The 16818-nt window shown below is 61.0% G+C and carries 15 protein-coding genes; 13 read left to right on the plus strand and 2 right to left on the minus strand.

The window, feature by feature from the left end:
- Positions 1 to 145: 145 nt before the first annotated feature.
- Positions 146 to 745: a helix-turn-helix domain-containing protein gene (locus GHO25_RS20850; protein WP_048369155.1), complete on the minus strand. Its 600-nt coding sequence runs from the start codon at positions 743 to 745 to the stop codon at positions 146 to 148.
- Positions 746 to 1028: 283 nt separating this feature from the next.
- Here GHO25_RS20850 and glnT point away from each other — a divergent pair, with 283 nt between their 5' ends.
- From glnT to GHO25_RS20875, 5 genes are all read left to right on the plus strand, one after another.
- Complete coding sequence (glnT, locus tag GHO25_RS20855; protein ID WP_048369154.1) at positions 1029 to 2363, plus strand: type III glutamate--ammonia ligase; 1335 nt, start codon at positions 1029 to 1031, stop codon at positions 2361 to 2363.
- 48 nt (positions 2364 to 2411) lie between these two features.
- The gene (locus tag GHO25_RS20860) at positions 2412 to 3317 is read left to right on the plus strand and encodes a glutamine amidotransferase family protein (RefSeq protein WP_153392155.1); all 906 of its coding nucleotides are present in this window, start codon (positions 2412 to 2414) and stop codon (positions 3315 to 3317) included.
- Between the two features lie 11 nt (positions 3318 to 3328).
- Positions 3329 to 4012 (plus strand): protein glxC, encoded by a 684-nt coding sequence (locus tag GHO25_RS20865; protein ID WP_048387485.1) that lies wholly within the window; start codon positions 3329 to 3331, stop codon positions 4010 to 4012.
- Positions 4013 to 4031: 19 nt separating this feature from the next.
- Positions 4032 to 5369: an FMN-binding glutamate synthase family protein gene (locus tag GHO25_RS20870; protein WP_153392157.1), complete on the plus strand. Its 1338-nt coding sequence runs from the start codon at positions 4032 to 4034 to the stop codon at positions 5367 to 5369.
- Positions 5370 to 5481: 112 nt separating this feature from the next.
- The gene (locus GHO25_RS20875) at positions 5482 to 6807 is read left to right on the plus strand and encodes an ammonium transporter (RefSeq protein ID WP_153392159.1); all 1326 of its coding nucleotides are present in this window, start codon (positions 5482 to 5484) and stop codon (positions 6805 to 6807) included.
- A gap of 65 nt (positions 6808 to 6872) precedes the next feature.
- Here the strand turns inward: GHO25_RS20875 and GHO25_RS20880 are convergent, their stop codons facing one another.
- Positions 6873 to 8585, minus strand: coding sequence for an amidase (locus GHO25_RS20880; RefSeq protein WP_153392161.1), 1713 nt, complete (start codon positions 8583 to 8585; stop codon positions 6873 to 6875).
- A gap of 208 nt (positions 8586 to 8793) precedes the next feature.
- Between GHO25_RS20880 and GHO25_RS20885 the strand changes: the two genes are divergently transcribed.
- The 8 genes from GHO25_RS20885 to GHO25_RS20920 all read left to right on the plus strand — a co-directional run bounded on the left by GHO25_RS20885 (position 8794) and on the right by GHO25_RS20920 (position 16758).
- The gene (locus GHO25_RS20885) at positions 8794 to 9135 is read left to right on the plus strand and encodes a hypothetical protein (protein WP_048369148.1); all 342 of its coding nucleotides are present in this window, start codon (positions 8794 to 8796) and stop codon (positions 9133 to 9135) included.
- Positions 9136 to 9231: 96 nt separating this feature from the next.
- Entirely contained in the window at positions 9232 to 10494 is a 1263-nt protein-coding gene (locus GHO25_RS20890) for a TolC family protein (RefSeq protein ID WP_153392162.1), read from the plus strand.
- Positions 10484 to 11722 carry an efflux RND transporter periplasmic adaptor subunit gene (locus tag GHO25_RS20895; RefSeq protein WP_153392164.1) on the plus strand — a complete coding sequence of 413 codons (1239 nt, stop codon included), beginning with the start codon at positions 10484 to 10486 and terminating at the stop codon, positions 11720 to 11722. The genes GHO25_RS20890 and GHO25_RS20895 overlap by 11 nt, the downstream gene beginning before the upstream one ends.
- Entirely contained in the window at positions 11719 to 14877 is a 3159-nt protein-coding gene (locus GHO25_RS20900; RefSeq protein WP_153392166.1) for an efflux RND transporter permease subunit, read from the plus strand. The genes GHO25_RS20895 and GHO25_RS20900 overlap by 4 nt, the downstream gene beginning before the upstream one ends.
- On the plus strand, positions 14874 to 15206 hold the full coding sequence (locus tag GHO25_RS20905; RefSeq protein WP_153392168.1) for a copper-binding protein: 333 nt from the start codon (positions 14874 to 14876) through the stop codon (positions 15204 to 15206). The genes GHO25_RS20900 and GHO25_RS20905 overlap by 4 nt, the downstream gene beginning before the upstream one ends.
- Positions 15207 to 15377: 171 nt before the next feature.
- On the plus strand, positions 15378 to 15590 hold the full coding sequence (locus GHO25_RS20910; protein ID WP_153392170.1) for a hypothetical protein: 213 nt from the start codon (positions 15378 to 15380) through the stop codon (positions 15588 to 15590).
- Position 15591: 1 nt separating this feature from the next.
- Complete coding sequence (locus tag GHO25_RS20915) at positions 15592 to 15897, plus strand: NIPSNAP family protein (RefSeq protein WP_048369143.1); 306 nt, start codon at positions 15592 to 15594, stop codon at positions 15895 to 15897.
- A 129-nt stretch (positions 15898 to 16026) separates the two neighbouring features.
- Positions 16027 to 16758 (plus strand): GntR family transcriptional regulator, encoded by a 732-nt coding sequence (locus GHO25_RS20920; protein WP_153392172.1) that lies wholly within the window; start codon positions 16027 to 16029, stop codon positions 16756 to 16758.
- Positions 16759 to 16818: the final 60 nt, after the last annotated feature.

The raw sequence follows: 16818 nt of genomic DNA on the forward strand, positions 1-16818 counted from the left end.
CCGAACATTGTGTTCGCTATGTCCCCGGTCCATACACTCCCGAAGGAGAGGGAACCGATTGGGGGATGCTGAAGATATTCGGTGGCCTTTTTGCTGCGCGACAATGCGGTATCGAAGACGGGGCGGCAGCCAAAGAGGGGATGGCTTATTCCTTGTCGTTGCCGTAGTTCATGATCGACAACAAACGAATCGGTACTTGCACAAGCTGTTCTGGCCCGTGGGGGATGTCGCCTTCAAAGGTCAGGCTGTCGCCCGCCTGCATGCGGTACAACTGGTTGCCGTGGCGATAAATCAATTCGCCTTCCAGCAAATGCAAAAACTCGGTGCCCGGATGGGCGAAGGTCGGGAACTCTTCGCTGGCGTCGTCCATGCTCACCATGTACGCCTCAAAACTCTTTTTCGGGCCGCGTGTGTGGTTGAGCAAGTGATAGGTATGGCCTTTCTCGGTGCCCCGGCGCACCACTTCCATGCCCTGGTCGGCCTTGACCAGCAGCGCGCTGCCGTCCTGCTGATCGTATTCACTGAACAGCTTGGACATCGGCAAGCCGAGCACGTCGCACAGGCGGCTCAAGGTATCGAGGCTGGTAGAGACCTGGGCGTTTTCGATTTTGCTCAACATGCCCTGGCTGATATCGGCAATTTTGGCCACGTCGGACAACTTCAAATCCTGAGCCTGACGTTGGCGCTTTATCTGCATGCCCAAGTATTGCTCAAGCTTGAGCCGTGGAGCGGGTTCGGTTGGCATCGTCATTCAGTCCTGCACACTTTCCGTTCAGTAATAATAGTTTCGCACTGAGAAAGTGCAAAAAGCTGACTACAGGCTAGCGGATCATTGGCCATATTCCCACCGGGAAAAGATTTTTCCCATATAGACAGCACGAAAACGTACCTGGAGGCGTTTTGATGCAGCGCTGACAACTCTGGCAAGGGCTTTGCATTCCTACTGGGAAACTAACTTTCTTTTTAGGAATAAAAAGACGGTTAAGGCCAACCCTCACTGTTTTGCCTTTCGCCAGGAGTGACGAGTAATGCTGCCAGCAGAAACCCAGCGCATCATCGATAAGCACGGGATCAAGTACGTGCTTGCGCAGTTTGTCGATATTCACGGTGCGGCGAAAACCAAGTCGGTGCCGATTTGTGGCCTCAAGACCGTCGCCGAAGAGGGCGCCGGGTTCGCCGGTTTTGCCATTAGTGGCATGGGCATGGAGCCCCACGGCGCGGATTTTATGGCCCGTGGCGATTTGTCGACCCTGACCCCGGTGCCCTGGCAGCCAGGTTACGGGCGAGTGGTGTGCGTGGGGCATGTTGATGGCAAGCCGCACCCTTACGACAGCCGTTATGTGTTGCAGCAACAAGTGCAGCGCCTGGCGGACAAGGGCTGGACCCTCAACACCGGGCTGGAGCCGGAGTTCAACCTGATGCGCCGTGACGAGCAGGGCACGCTGCAACTGGTCGACCCCAGCGACAACCTCGACAAGCCTTGCTACGACTACAAAGGCCTGTCGCGCTCAAGAGAGTTTCTGGAAAAACTCACCGAAGCCCTGCAAGCGGTGGACTTTGAGGTCTACCAAATTGACCACGAAGACGCCAACGGCCAATTCGAGATCAATTACACCTACAGCGATGCGCTGACCTCCGCCGACCGGTTTACGTTTTTTCGCATGGCGGCCGGTGAGATCGCCAATGATTTGGGCATGATTTGCTCATTCATGCCCAAGCCGGACCCCAAGCGGGCGGGCAACGGCATGCACTTTCACCTGTCGATCAGCAGCGCCGAGAACAAAAACCTGTTCCATGACGCCAGTGATCCCAGCGGCATGGGCCTGTCGAAAATGGCTTATCACTTTGCTGCCGGTCTGCTCGCCCACGGCCCGGCCCTGTGTGCCTTCGCTGCGCCGACCGTCAACTCTTACAAACGCCTGGTGGTGGGGCAGTCCCTGTCCGGCGCCACCTGGGCACCGGCCTTTATCGCCTTCGGCGCCAACAACCGTTCGGCCATGGTCCGCGTGCCTTACGGGCGTCTGGAGTTTCGCCTGCCAGATGCCGGGTGCAACCCGTATCTGGTCAGCGCAGCGATCATCGCGGCCGGGCTCGACGGCATCGATCGTCAACTGGAAATCGACCACGTCTGCAACGAAAACCTCTACAGCCTGAGCCTCGAAGAAATTGCCGCCCGGGGCATCAAGACCTTGCCGCAATCGCTCAAGGAAGCCTGTGACGCGTTGCAAGCCGACCCGCTGTTTGCCGAGGTGCTCGGCCCGCAAATCGTTGGCGAGTTTATCAAGCTCAAACGCATGGAGTGGGTGGAGTACAGCCGCCACGTCTCCGACTGGGAAATCAAGCGTTACACCGAATTCTTCTGATTATGTCTGGCGGCACAGCCGCTCCCGAACAACCTGAGGACTGCTCATATGTGTGGAATCGTAGGTCTGTATCTGAAAAACCCGCAGCTGGAAGCCCGGCTCGGCACGTTGTTTGAACCCATGTTGCAGGCCATGACGGATCGCGGCCCGGACAGTGCCGGCTTTGCTATCTACGGCGACGAAGTGGCGGCAGGCTGGGTCAAATTGACGTTGCAGGCAACCACTGAAAGCTTTGACTGGAACAGCCTGATGGGTGCGCTGGAAGGACGCCTGGGCTGCTCGCTGGACTGGTTCCAGAACGCCAGCGCTGCGGTGCTCAAGGTCAATGCCGACGAGGCGTCGGTGCGTGCAGCACTGGCTGAGCTGGCGCCGACGGTGCGAATCATGAGCGCCGGGCAGAGCATCGAGATCCTTAAGGGCATGGGCCTGCCTGAGGACATTTCCCGGCGCTTCGGCCTGACCGGCATGCAGGGCAGCCACATCATCGGCCACACCCGCATGGCCACAGAAAGTGCGGTGACCATGGAAGGCAGCCACCCGTTTTCGACTGGCGCCGACTTGTGCCTGGTGCACAACGGCTCGCTGTCCAATCACTTCCGCCTGCGTCAGGAACTCAAGCGCGAAGGGATTCATTTCGAAACCGACAACGACACCGAAGTCGCGGCCGGTTACCTGACCTGGCGCCTGCAGCAGGGTGACTCGCTGAAAGAAGCGCTGGACCACGCGCTGGAAGACCTCGACGGCTTCTATACCTTCGCCATCGGCACCCGTAACGGGTTTGCGGTGATCCGCGACCCGATTGCCTGCAAACCGGCGATTTTGGCCGAAACCGACGATTACGTGGCCATGGCTTCTGAGTATCAGGCGCTATCGAGCCTGCCGGGCATTGAACACGCACGGATCTGGGAACCGGCACCGGCCACGTTGTACATCTGGGAACGCGAGTCAGCTTAAGGAGCGCACACATGAAAACTATCGATCTTTCCACTGCCAGCGTGCGCGAACTCAATCAGGCGCTGCACGACCAGGTGCATAACGTTATCGACGCCGAATGGCGGGTGACGCACTCCAACGGCAAGCACAACCTCGCGGTGGGCGTGAACCAGGCCGTGTCCATCGATATTGAAGGTCACGCCGGTTACTACTGCGCGGGCATGAACCAGCAGGCGACGATTACCGTTCACGGCAACGTCGGCGTGGGCTGCGCCGAGAACATGATGTCGGGTGTGGTGCGGGTCAAAGGCAGCGCCTCGCAGGCGGCCGGGGCCACTGCCCATGGCGGCTTGCTGGTGATTGAGGGCGATGCCGGGGCGCGCTGCGGGATCTCCATGAAAGGCATCGACATTGTGGTCGGCGGCAGCATTGGCCACATGAGCTGTTTTATGGGCCAGGCCGGGCGTCTGGTGGTGTGCGGCGATGCCGGTGATGCACTGGGCGACTCGCTGTACGAAACCCACATCTATGTGCGCGGCAGCGTCGAGTCGCTGGGGTCGGACTGTGTTGAAAAAGAGATGCGCGCCGAGCATTTGCAAGAGCTGCAAGGGCTGCTGGATGTGGCCGGTTTTGCGCATAAAGCCGCCGAGTTCAAGCGCTATGGCTCGGCTCGTCAGCTGTACAACTTCAAAGTCGATAACGCGTCCGCGTACTGATCCGCGCGAGGAGAACCCCATGAGCGATTCCACTAACCCAACGCCCACCACGCCGGTACTGCGCGAATCGGCCACCTTCGATCGCCTGACCATTCAGGAGATCCAGCGCGCGGCCGAAACCGGTATCTATGATATTCGCGGCGGTGGCACCAAACGCAAACTGCCACATTTCGATGACTTGCTGCTGCTCGGCGCCAGCGTCTCGCGCTACCCGCTGGAAGGCTATCGCGAGAAGTGCGGCACCGATGTAATCCTCGGCAACCGCTTCGCGAAGAAGCCGATTCACCTGAAAATCCCGGTGACCATCGCCGGGATGAGTTTCGGTGCCTTGTCGGCCAATGCCAAGGAAGCCCTGGGCCGTGGCGCGACCATCGCCGGTACCAGTACCACCACCGGCGACGGTGGTATGACCCCGGAAGAGCGTGGCCAGTCGCAGCATTTGGTGTACCAGTATTTGCCGTCTCGCTACGGCATGAACCCGGACGATTTGCGCAAGGCCGACGCGATTGAAATCGTCCTCGGGCAGGGCGCCAAACCGGGCGGTGGCGGCATGCTGCTGGGGATGAAAGTCACTGAGCGAGTGGCCGGGATGCGCACCTTGCCGATTGGCGTCGATCAGCGCAGCGCCTGCCGTCACCCGGACTGGACCGGCCCGGACGACCTGGCGATCAAAATTGCCGAACTGCGGGAAATTACCGACTGGGAAAAACCCATCTACGTAAAAATCGGCGCCAGCCGTCCGTACTACGACGTCAAACTGGCGGTCAAAGCCGGGGCCGACGTGATCGTGCTTGACGGTATGCAAGGCGGCACGGCGGCCACTCAGGAAGTGTTTATCGAACACGTCGGCATCCCGATTTTGTCGGCCATCCCGCAAGCAATTCAGGCCCTGCAAGAGATGGGCATGCACCGCAAAGTACAGTTGATTGTCTCGGGCGGCATCCGCAATGGCGCCGATGTAGCCAAGGCCATGGCCCTGGGGGCAGACGCTGTGGCCATTGGCACGGCAGCCTTGATCGCCCTGGGTGACAACCATCCGCGGCTGGACGCCGAACTGAAGAAAATCGGTTCGGCAGCGGGTTACTACGACGACTGGCAGAACGGCCGCGACCCCGCCGGGATCACCACCCAGGACCCGGAGCTGTCCAAGCGTCTGGACCCGGTCGAAGGCGGTCGGCGATTGGCCAACTACCTGCGGGTGATGGTGCTGGAAGCCCAGACCATGGCCCGGGCCTGTGGCAAATCGCACCTGCACAATCTTGACCCCGAAGACTTGGTCGCCCTGACCGTGGAGTCGGCCGCCATGGCCCGCGTGCCGCTGGCGGGCACCAGTTGGGTACCGGGCTCCGGCTACTGATAGACCCCACCTCGTAGGAGCGAGCTTGTCTCGCGATCTTTTGATCTTTTAAAAGATCGCGAGACAAGCTCGCTCCTACAATTTCGAACGTTCTTTTGCAGGAGCTTTGAACATGGTCAATCGCCCTCTCGGCAAATCTTCTTTGATGGTGTGCACAGCCATGCTGTTGGCACCGCTGGCTCAGGCCGCCGATGCCCCCGTCTTGAACACCGGCAGCACCGCCTGGATGATCACCGCTGCCGCGCTCGTGTTGTTTATGTGCCTGCCCGGTCTGGCGCTGTTTTATGGCGGCCTGGTGCGGGCCAAGAACATGCTTTCACTGTTTACCCAGTGCTTCGGAATTGCCGGGGTGGTGGGCGTGCTGTGGGTGATCTATGGCTACAGCATGGTGGTGGATACCACGGGCATGGTGGAGGGGCAGGTGACCTTCAACAGTTTTGTTGGTGGCCTGGGGCAAGCCTTTTTGAAAGGCATTAACGCCGACAGCCTGGTGGGTGACATCCCGGAAGGGGTGTACGTGACCTTTCAGATGACCTTCGCCATCATCACCCCGGCGCTGATCGCCGGTGCCTTTGCCGAGCGCATGAAGTTCTCGGCGGCGCTGCTGTTCATGGCGGTGTGGTTCACCCTGGTGTACGCACCGGTGGCGCACATGGTCTGGGGCGGGCCCGGTGCATTAATGCATAACTGGGGCGTGCTGGATTATGCCGGTGGTACGGCGGTGCACATCAATGCCGGGGTTGCCGCCTTGGCCGCTTGCCTGATTTTGGGCAAGCGCAAGGGCTACCAGAACACCCCGATGCCCGCGCACAACCTGAGCCTGACCATGGCCGGTGCGGCGATGCTGTGGGTCGGCTGGTTTGGCTTCAATATCGGTTCGGGCGGCGGCTTGAGCGGGTTGTCCGGGATGGTGATGCTCAACACCCAGTTGGGCGCATGCGCAGGCATTCTGGGCTGGATGTTCACCGAGTGGTTCAAGGTCGGCAAACCCAGTGCTCAAGGCTTGGCCTGCGGTGCACTGGCCGGACTGGTGGGTATTACCCCGGCGTGTGCTTATGTCGGCGTCGGCGGTGCGCTGGCCATCGGCTTGTTGTGCGGGGTGTTCTGCTACCTGAGCGTCACCGTGCTCAAGCGCCGTATCGGTTATGACGACAGCCTGGACGTATTCGGCTTGCATGGCATTGGCGGGATGATCGGTGCAGTGCTGACCGGGGTGTTCTGTGTGCCGTCGTTGGGTGGTCTGGTGGATGGCGTGAGCATGGGCGCGCAAGTGATGGCGCAGATTAAGGGCGTATTGCTGACCACGGTGTATTGCTTTGCCGCCAGTTGGGTGATTCTGAAAATCATCGACCGCGTGATGGGTTTACGTGCCGACGATGCCGTGGAAGAGCTGGGGCTGGATCTGGCTGAGCATAACGAGCGGGCTTATAACCACTGAAGCATTAGCATCCTGTAGTGATCGTGCTCGCGATCTTTGACAAAAGATCGCGAGCCAACTCAAGCCTACAGAGCGGTATTCAGCGGCGGGGTGCGGGGCGGGATCTTGCGTTTGCTGCCCAGTGCTTCAAACGCCGAAGCAATGCTCAGCAACGCCGAATCGTCGTAAGCGCGCCCGGCAAAGGTCAGGCCCACCGGCATGCCGATGTCTGCCATCACACCCATCGGCACGGTGACGGTCGGCACGCCCAAATGACGGATCGCCAGGTTGCCGTTGGCGACCCATACGCCGTTGCTCCAGGCAATGTCGGCTGATGCCGGATTAACATCGGCGTCGGCCGGGCCTACATCCGCGACAGTCGGGAACAGCACGGCATCCAGGCCCAGATCGTCCATCCATTCTTCAAGGTCGATCTTGCGGGTCTGTTCCAGGCCTCGCAGGCCGTCCGGCAAGCTCGCGATCTGGTCCCACGGGGTAATCCCACGCTGGGCCATGCGCACGTACTCATCCATGCCCGCAGCCAGTTCATCTTCGCGGTTGGGCAGGGTGCCCGGGTCGTGCGGGAAAATCTGCGGGCCATCCACGTCGGCCAGGCGGTTGAGTTTCGGGTCGCCGTTGGCACGCAGGAAGTCATCGAAGGCCCAGGCTGACAGCTCCCACAATTCGTCGTGCATGAACTCCTTGGACACCAGCCCGCGGGTGAACACGGTAGGCGCGCCCGGACGGTCGCCTTCGCAATTGGACACCAGCGGGAAGTCGACTTCGATCACTTCGGCGCCCTTGGCCTCAAGGGCCTTGCGCGCGGCTTGCCACAGGTCGATGACCGAAGCGCGGGTGATGATGCGCTGCCCGGTCGGGCCGCCGATGCCGGGGTTTTCTGCGGTGCCGGCCAGCGGGTCGGCATTGATGTACATGCGCGGCACGCCAAAGCGCTTGCCGGCCAGGGATTCAGCGCTGGCGGCCAAATCCAGGTACGACGCCGGGCGCACGGATTCAACACTTGGCAGCGGCACCCAGGGCTGCATGCGCCACAGGTCGCCACGGGTGTCCGGGTCTTCGGCAACCACCACGTCGAGCACTTGCAGCAGGTCGGCCATGGTTCTGGCATAGGGCACGACCACGTCCATGGTCGGCGTCAGCGGCCAGTTACCGCGAACCGAGATCACTCCGCGAGATGGCGTGTACGCGCACAGGCCGTTATTGGACGCCGGGCCGCGCCCGCTGGACCAGGTTTCTTCGGCCAGCCCAAACGCCGAGAAACTCGCAGCGGTGGCCGTACCAGCGCCATTGGACGAGCCGGAGGCGAAGGGCGCAGTCAGGTAGTCAGCGTTGTACGGGCTTTCGGCGCGGCCATACACCCCGCGTTGCATGCCGCCGTTGGCCATGGGCGGCATGTTGGTTTTGCCCAGGCAAATGGCCCCGGCGGCACGCAAACGCTCAATGGTGAACGCATCGCGATAAGCGATCAGGTCTTTAAAGGCCGGGCTACCGGACGCGGCTGTCAGGCCCTTGATCAGGTAACTGTCCTTGGCGGTATAGGGGATCCCGTCCAGCGGGCCGAGGGTTTCACCCCTGGCGCGACGGGCGTCCGACGCTTCGGCTTCTTTAAGGGCTTCGGGGTTGCGCACCACCAGCGCGTTTAGCGCGGTCGGCGTGTTCGGGCCGTCATAGGCCTCGATGCGTGCAAGGTACGACTTGACCAGCTCAACCGCGGTGGTCTGGCCCGAATCGAGCGCTTCACGCAGTTGGGCAATGGAAACTTCAGTAACTTCGATCATGCGCTCACCGCCGAAGGTTAAGGGTGGATGTGGACTGTGTGCAGCTTAGCGAAACCGTTTTCGTTAATCGATATTTATCCGTAATTATTAAGCGGCTCGCGTCTACCGAATAAAACGCTGAACATAATCTCCGCTTAATTCCAGCACGCTCTGATAGCGCGAGTCGGCTAATTGTAACCGTCATTTTTAACGATTAAACTCGCGCCCCATGAAACGCTATCTGCGGCTTTGCCTTATTTTTGTCCTGAGCCTCGCGCTTCCCTTGAGTGGGATGGCGGGTGTGCAGGCACCGGCAGACCCGTGCCCCATGCAAGTGTTGGGCATGAAGATGATGAACGACATGGGCATGGACTGCTGCGACGACAGCAAGGCGCCGTCCGAACATGGCAAGTCGTGCAAACCCGGCCAGGAATGCAAAACCGGGACGATGTTGCAAATTTCGGTCATCAAGCCCGCACTTTCCTTGCCCAATCCGCTCACGCTGGCCCTGTTCAGCGATGCCGTACCCACTTCCGCCCCGTCCGGGGTGTGGCGCCCGCCACGGGTTTGATTCCTGTCCCTCTTTGAACCGTCTTGCGCATCAGCGCGAGGCACAGTTGTGTGCTGTGTTTGCAGCGTGCACGGGATCTTCACAGGAATCTAAAACATGAAACCCATGTGCTTTGGCACGGGCTTGCGCGTATGCGTCGGCCTGGTGGCAAGTGTGCTGGCGTGGCCGAGTTTCGCGGGTGGCCTGACCCTCGATGAAGCGCTACGCCTGGCCGACAATACGGCGCCTGCGCTGGCGGCCCAAAATGCCAGCGTGCAAGCGGCCAGCAGTGCCGCGATCCCGGCGGGCGAATTACCGGACCCAAAACTGGTGCTGGGGGTGCAGAACTTCCCGGTGGGCGGCCCCGATCGCGGCAGCCTGGACCGCGATTTCATGACCATGCAAATGGTCGGCATCCGTCAGGACATGCCCAATAGCGAGAAGCGCAAGGCGCGCATTGAAGTGGCCGATGCCGCTGTGGACACCGCCATTGCCCAGCGCCGGGTGGCGCGGCTGAATGTGCGTCAAGCCACCGCATTGGCGTGGATCAACAGTTATTCAGTGGAGCGCAAAGACGCGCTGTTCCAGGATTTCTACGCTGAAAATCGCCTGTTTGGCGATGCCGTGCGTGCGGCGATTGCGGGCGGCCGCGCGCAACCCTCTGATGCCGTGACCCCCAAACAGGAAGCTGCATTGTTGGCTGAGCAGCAGGATGAGTTGCAGCAACAGCGTGCCCAGGCCCATGCCGCACTCAAGCGCTGGATTGGCCCGGCGGGCAACGATACGCCGTTTGGGCGCTTGCCCGAATGGCCGGTCGAAGGCGGGATGTACACCCATAACGTGCAGCACCATCCGCAGCTCGCGGCCTTTGAACCCATGACCCGCGAGGCGCAAGCCAAGCTGCATGAGGCTGAGGCCCAGAAGCACTCGGACTGGAGTTGGGAACTCGACTACCAGCACCGTGGGCAGCAATTCGGTGACATGGTCAGCGTGCAGTTTTCCTGGGATTTACCGATATTTCCCGGTCGCCGACAAAACCCGGTGATTGCCGCCCGGCAAGCCGACCTTGATCAGTTGGATGCCGAGCGCGAAGACATGACCCGCGAGCATACCCGGCAACTGGACGATGACCTGGCCGATTTTCAGCGCCTTAACCGTGCCGTGCAACGCGGTCAGGACAGCCTGATTCCGCTGGCCCAAGAGAAGGTCGCGTTGAGCATGGCCAGTTACCGCGCAGGCAAAGGTGATCTGAATGCGCTGGTCACGGCACGTCGCGAGTTGATCCAGGCCCGCCTCAAACAGGTGGACGTTGAAGAGCAGCGCGCAGCGGTCAATGCCCGTCTGTATTTCGCTTATGGGGAAGGCGCACATGACATTTAATAAAACCAAAGTAACCGGGCTGGTAGTCGCTGCGCTGGCGTTGGGTGTGGCAGCAGGCTGGTGGGCGGGGCAACCGCGTGACACCGGCATGGCGCCGTCAATGGCGGCCAGCGCGCCCAAGGCGTTGTACTGGTATGACCCGATGTTCCCGCAGCAAAAGTTCGATAAACCGGGCAAGTCGCCTTTTATGGACATGCAATTGGTGGCGCAGTACGCCGACGATAAAGCCGACGCGCAAACGCTGCGGGTTGATCCGGGGCAGACCGAAAATCTCGGTGTGCGCCTGGCCACGGTCAGTCGCGGCATGTTGGCGACCCGTGTCATGGCGTCCGGGGTGCTGGGCTTCAATGAGCGTGATGTGGCCGTGATTCAGGCGCGCACGCCGGGCTTTGTCGAGCGTGTCTACAATCTTGCGCCCGGTGATGTGCTCAAACCCGACGCTGCGCTGGCGGATGTTCTGGTGCCGGAATGGGCGGCGGCGCAGGAAGAGTTTCTGGCGCTCAAGCGCGTGGGTGATTCCGCGCTGCTGGCGGCGGCGCGTCAGCGTCTGCGCCTCACGGGCATGCCGCCAGCACTGATTGCGCAGGTCGAGCGCAGTGGCAAGGTGCAGCCGGTGTTGACCGTCACCAGCCCGGTGGGCGGCGTGTTGCAGACGTTGAATGTGCGTCAGGGCATGACCTTGGGGCTTGGTGAAACCCTGGCCCAGGTCAATGGCCTGGGCAGCGTCTGGTTGACCCTGGCGGTGCCCGAGGCGCAAGCCGCAGCCGTTGCGCCGGGGCAAACCGTCGAGGCACGTTTACCGGCCTTTGCCGGGGAGGTGTTCAAGGGCACGGTCAGCACGATCCTGCCTCAAACCAACGCCGACAGCCGCACGTTGCAGGTGCGGGTCGAACTGGCGAACCCCGGTGCACGGCTGCGACCGGGTTTGACCGCGCAGGTCAGCCTTGAGCAAAGCATCGATCAGCATGTGCTGTGGGTGCCCAGCGAGGCAGTGATTCGCACCGGCCATCAAGCCTTGGTCATGCTGGCTGAGGAGGGCGGGCATTACCGCCCGGTTGAGGTGCGTACCGGGTCTGAAAACGATGGCCAGACCGCCATCCTGCAAGGGCTGCAAGAAGGCCAGCAGGTAGTAAGTTCAGGCCAGTTCCTGCTTGACTCCGAGGCCAGCCTCAAGGGGCTGGACGTCACGCCGCTGGCGCCAAACCTGCCAACCGGGAGCCAGCCATGATTGCCGCGCTGATTCGCTGGTCTGTCGGCAACCGGATGCTGGTGTTGCTGGCGACGTTGTTTGTGACGGCGTGGGGCATCTGGTCGGTGCAAAACACGCCGATTGATGCCCTGCCGGACTTGTCCGATGTGCAGGTGATTATCCGCACGCCGTACCCTGGGCAAGCCCCGCAAATTGTCGAAAACCAGGTCACTTACCCGTTGACCACCACCATGCTCTCGGTGCCTGGCGCCAAGGCCGTGCGTGGCTATTCGTTTTTCGGTGACAGCTTTGTCTACGTGTTGTTTGAAGACGGCACCGACCTGTATTGGGCGCGCTCGCGGGTGCTGGAGTACCTGAGCCAGATTCAAGGCCGCTTGCCCGCCAGCGCCAAACCGGCGCTGGGCCCGGATGCCACGGGGGTGGGCTGGATTTATCAGTATTGGCTGGTGGATCGCAGTGGCAAGCATGACCTCGCACAATTGCGCGCCCTGCAAGACTGGTTTCTCAAGTTCGAACTTAAAACCCTGCCCAATGTGGCGGAAGTGGCGACTGTGGGCGGGATGGTCAAGCAGTATCAGGTGCAGCTCGATCCCCTGAAAATGGCCGCGCTGGGCATTACTCAGGCTGAAGTCACTGAGGCCATCGGCAAGGCCAATCAGGAGACCGGCGGCGCGGTGCTGACCATGGCCGAAAGCGAGTTTATGGTGCGGGCGTCGGGCTACCTCAAGACCCTGGAGGACTTCCGGGCAATCCCGCTCAAACTTGGCGTCGGTGCGGTACCGGTCACGCTGGGGGACGTAGCAAACATTCAGCTGGGGCCGGAATTGCGCCGGGGCATTTCAGAACTCGACGGTCAAGGCGAGGCCGTGGGCGGCGTGGTGATTCTGCGCAGCGGCAAAAACGCTCGCGAGACCATTGCTACGGTCAAGCAAAAGCTCGATGAGCTGAAAGCCAGCCTGCCCGCGGGTGTAGAGATCGTGACCACCTACGACCGCAGCCAGCTGATTGATCGGGCGGTGGACAACCTCAACCACAAGCTGCTGGAGGAGTTCCTGGTGGTGGCGCTGGTGTGCGGGGTCTTCCTGTGGCATCTGCGCTCATCGCTGGTGGCGATTATCTCGCTGCCGGTGGGGGTGTTGATGGCCTTTATTGTGATGCGTTATCAGGGCATCAACGCCAACATCATGTCGCTGGGCGGTATCGCGATTGCCATCGGCGCCATGGTCGATGCGGCGGTGGTGATGATCGAGAACGCCCATAAAAGAATCGAAGCCTGGCACCACGCGCATCCCGGTGAAGAACTGAAGGGGGCCCAGCATTGGCAGGTGATCACCCAGGCCGCCACGGAAGTCGGGCCGGCGTTATTCTTTTGCCTGCTGATCATCACCTTGTCGTTTATCCCGGTGTTCACCCTGGAGGCGCAGGAAGGGCGGCTGTTCGGCCCGCTGGCGTTCACCAAAACCTGGTCGATGGCCGCTGCTGCCGGGTTGTCGGTGACCTTGGTGCCGGTGCTGATGGGCTACTGGATTCGCGGGCCCATCCCCGACGAAAAAAAGAACCCGCTCAACCGTGGTTTGATCCGGCTGTATCAACCGGCGCTGGACGTGGTATTGCGCCGTCCGAAAACCACTTTGGCGGTTGCCTTGCTGGTGTTCGTCAGCGCCTTGTGGCCAATGTCGCGGCTGGGCGGGGAATTTCTGCCGCCACTGGATGAAGGGGATTTGCTGTACATGCCGTCAGCGCTGCCAGGGTTGTCGGCGCAAAAGGCCGCGCAACTTCTGCAACTCACCGACCGGTTGATCAAGACCGTGCCGGAAGTTGCCCACGTGTCGGGCAAGGCCGGTCGCGCCGAAAGCGCCACCGACCCGGCGCCGCTGGAGATGTTTGAAACCACCATTGCGTTCAAGCCCCGCGAGCAATGGCGTCCCGGTATGACCCCGAAAAAGCTGGTAGAGGAGCTGGACCGTGTGGTGCGGGTGCCGGGGCTTACCAACTTGTGGGTGCCGCCGATCCGCAACCGCCTCGACATGCTCGCCACCGGCATCAAAAGCCCTATCGGGGTCAAGGTCAACGGCGGTGATCTGGCCGCAATCGACAGCGTTGCCCAAGCCATAGAACGCGTGGCCAAGGGCGTGCCGGGGGTCAGTTCGGCGCTGGCTGAACGGCTTACGGGCGGGCGTTACATTGACGTCGATATCGACCGTGGGGCAGCGGCCCGTTACGGGCTCAACATTGCCGATGTACAGGCGATTGTGGCCGGGGCGATTGGCGGCGAAAACGTTGGTGAAACCATCGAAGGGCGGGCGCGCTTTCCGATCAATGTGCGTTACCCGCGTGCCTGGCGGGACTCGCTGAGTGCTCTGCAACAGTTGCCGATCTACACCCCGCAGGGCAGCCAGATCACCCTCGGCACCGTGGCCACTGTGCGCATCAGCGAGGGCCCGCCGATGCTAAAAAGTGAAAACGCGCGGCCTTCCGGCTGGGTGTATATCGACGTACGCGACCGCGATTTGGCATCGGTGGTGAGGGATTTGCGCCAGGCCATCAGCGAGCAGGTGCACTTGCAACCTGGCATGAGCGTGAATTACTCGGGCCAGTTTGAATACCTTGAGCGGGCCAACGCACGGCTCAAGCTGGTCGTGCCTGCGACCTTGCTGATCATCTTTGTGCTGCTGTACCTGACCTTCAGCCGTTTCGACGAAGCCCTGCTGATCATGGCGACCTTGCCCTTTGCCCTCACGGGGGGCGTGTGGTTCTTGTACCTGCTGGGCTTCAACTTGTCAGTGGCCACCGGGGTCGGGTTTATCGCCCTGGCCGGGGTGTCTGCCGAGTTCGGCGTGATCATGCTGCTGTACCTGAAGAACGCCTGGGCCGAGCGCCAGCAGGCGGGCGAGGTCGGCGAGCAAGGGCTGGTTGCCGCCATTCGCGAAGGCGCCGTGCAACGCGTGCGGCCCAAGGCGATGACCGTGGCCGTGATCATTGCCGGTCTGTTGCCGATCTTGCTGGGCGGCGGCACTGGCAGTGAAATCATGAGCCGCATCGCGGCGCCCATGGTCGGCGGCATGCTCACCGCGCCTCTGCTTTCCCTGTTTGTTATCCCGGCGGCGTACCGCGTGATGCGCCGTCGCCATTTACCTGTTGAAACCCAACCTTCTCAAGGAAACCCCCTATGAAATTCCCTCTCGCAGTCGTAGCCAGCCTTGTTGCCGCGTTCAGTGTTGCGGCCCATGCAGAAGACATGTCGGGCATGCCAATGGACGGCATGCAGGCTCAGCAGCAAGCACCGGCTGCCAGTGCCGAAGGCGTGATCAAGGCGATTGATCCGGCCAGGCACACCGTGACCCTGGCCCACGGCCCGGTCCCGGCTTTGCAATGGCCGCCCATGACCATGGGCTTTGCCGTGACCGACGCGCAATTGGCCGGGCTGGCGGTGGGTGACAACGTGGCGTTCAGCTTCCGCATGGAAGGCAGCAAAGCGACGATTGTCTCCATTCACAAATAGAGGCAGGGTGGGAGCGGGCTTGCTCGCGATTGGATTGATGCGGTGTACCCGCATGGCCGAGGTGTTGCCATCGCGAGCAAGCCCGCTCCCACAATGTTATGTGATTCATCAATATAGATAGCGTCAGTTTTTGTCGTATTCTGCGGGCCGATTCACAAGGATGTTGTTTAGATGCAATGGTTTAAGCGCTTCAATCAGGCGTGTGAACGCTTCGGAAAACGGATCCCGACCTGGCTTTTTGGTCTGGTCGCCGCAGGCTTTTTTACCGCATGGCTGATCACGCTGTTTATCCCGATACCCTTCAACCCCGTGCTGCTGATGATCCCTGCGGTGGTTATCACGATGGGCGTGCTGAATAGACTCTACCCTTCAAAGGAACGATGAAATGGTTACGTGTTACCTGCGTTATGTGATCGACCCCTACCAGCTGGCAGAATTCGAAGCGTATGCACGCATCTGGATCCCGCTGGTGGAGAAATTCGGCGGCACCCATCACGGTTATTTCCTGCCTTCGGAAGGGGCCAACAATATCGCCCTGGCCATGTTTACCTTCCCCAGCCTGACCGCCTACGAAGACTATCGTGAGCGCTCCAAGACCGATGCTGAATGCATCGCAGCGTTCAAGCTGGCTGAAGACAACCGCTGCATCCTCAGCTACGAGCGCAGCTTCTTCCGGCCCGTGTTCGAATAAGCCCTGCGTCAAACGTGCGGGTGCCTGACAGCGCCCGCCGCTATTCGGTGCTTGACAGCCAACCCGTCCGGGGAAATACTCGCCACCAATATTCATATATATGACTAGATAACAAGGTGAATAAGGTCAATGAATTCTCTATCCGGTGATACCCGCCTGCCGCAGTACCAACGCTTGCGTGATCATTTGGCGGAGCAGATCGCGCAAAATCGCTGGCGTCCGGGGGAGGCGATCCCGACTGAAGCCGCGCTGTCGGCGCAATACCTGCTCTCAACCGGCACCGTGCGCAAAGCCATTGATGCGCTGGTCAGCGAGGGCATTCTGGAGCGCCAGCAAGGTCGCGGGACATTTATTCGGCGGCCTCAGTTTCAGTCGTCGCTGTTTCGCTTTTTCCGTTTTCAAACCGCTGCCGGCGAGCGCCAGGTGCCGCAGAGCCGCATCCTCTCAGTAGAGCCGGTCGCCGCGCCTTCGGCCGTGGCTCAAGCCTTGGGCTTGCCCGCCGATGCGCAGGTCATTCGTATCATGCGCGTGCGTTTGCTGGATGAGCAGCCGGTGCTGGCCGAAGAAATCTGGCTGCCTCACGCACTGTTTGCGCCCTTGCTGCAGCTCGACTTGAGCCAACAGGGGCCGTTGCTCTATCCGATCTATGAAGATGTCTGCGCTCAGGTCGTCGCCCGTGCGGAAGAGACCCTGACCGCCGAATCGGTCAATGACGTGTATGCACGCTTGCTGCAAGTGCCGGTCAATAGCCCGGTGGTGGTGATTGAGCGCCTGGCTCGTGACTACGCCGGTACGCCGCTGGAATGGCGGCGCTCGCGCGGGCATGCCGAACACTTCCGTTACAGCGTGGACATCCGCTAACCCCAAGCTTTCGGCCCGCTGCCTGCGGACCGTGGGCTTTTTTGTGTGTTGCTTTTGACT

This window comes from Pseudomonas sp. FSL R10-1350, from assembly GCF_009600525.1.
In the GTDB taxonomy this organism is placed as follows: domain Bacteria; phylum Pseudomonadota; class Gammaproteobacteria; order Pseudomonadales; family Pseudomonadaceae; genus Aquipseudomonas; species Aquipseudomonas helleri.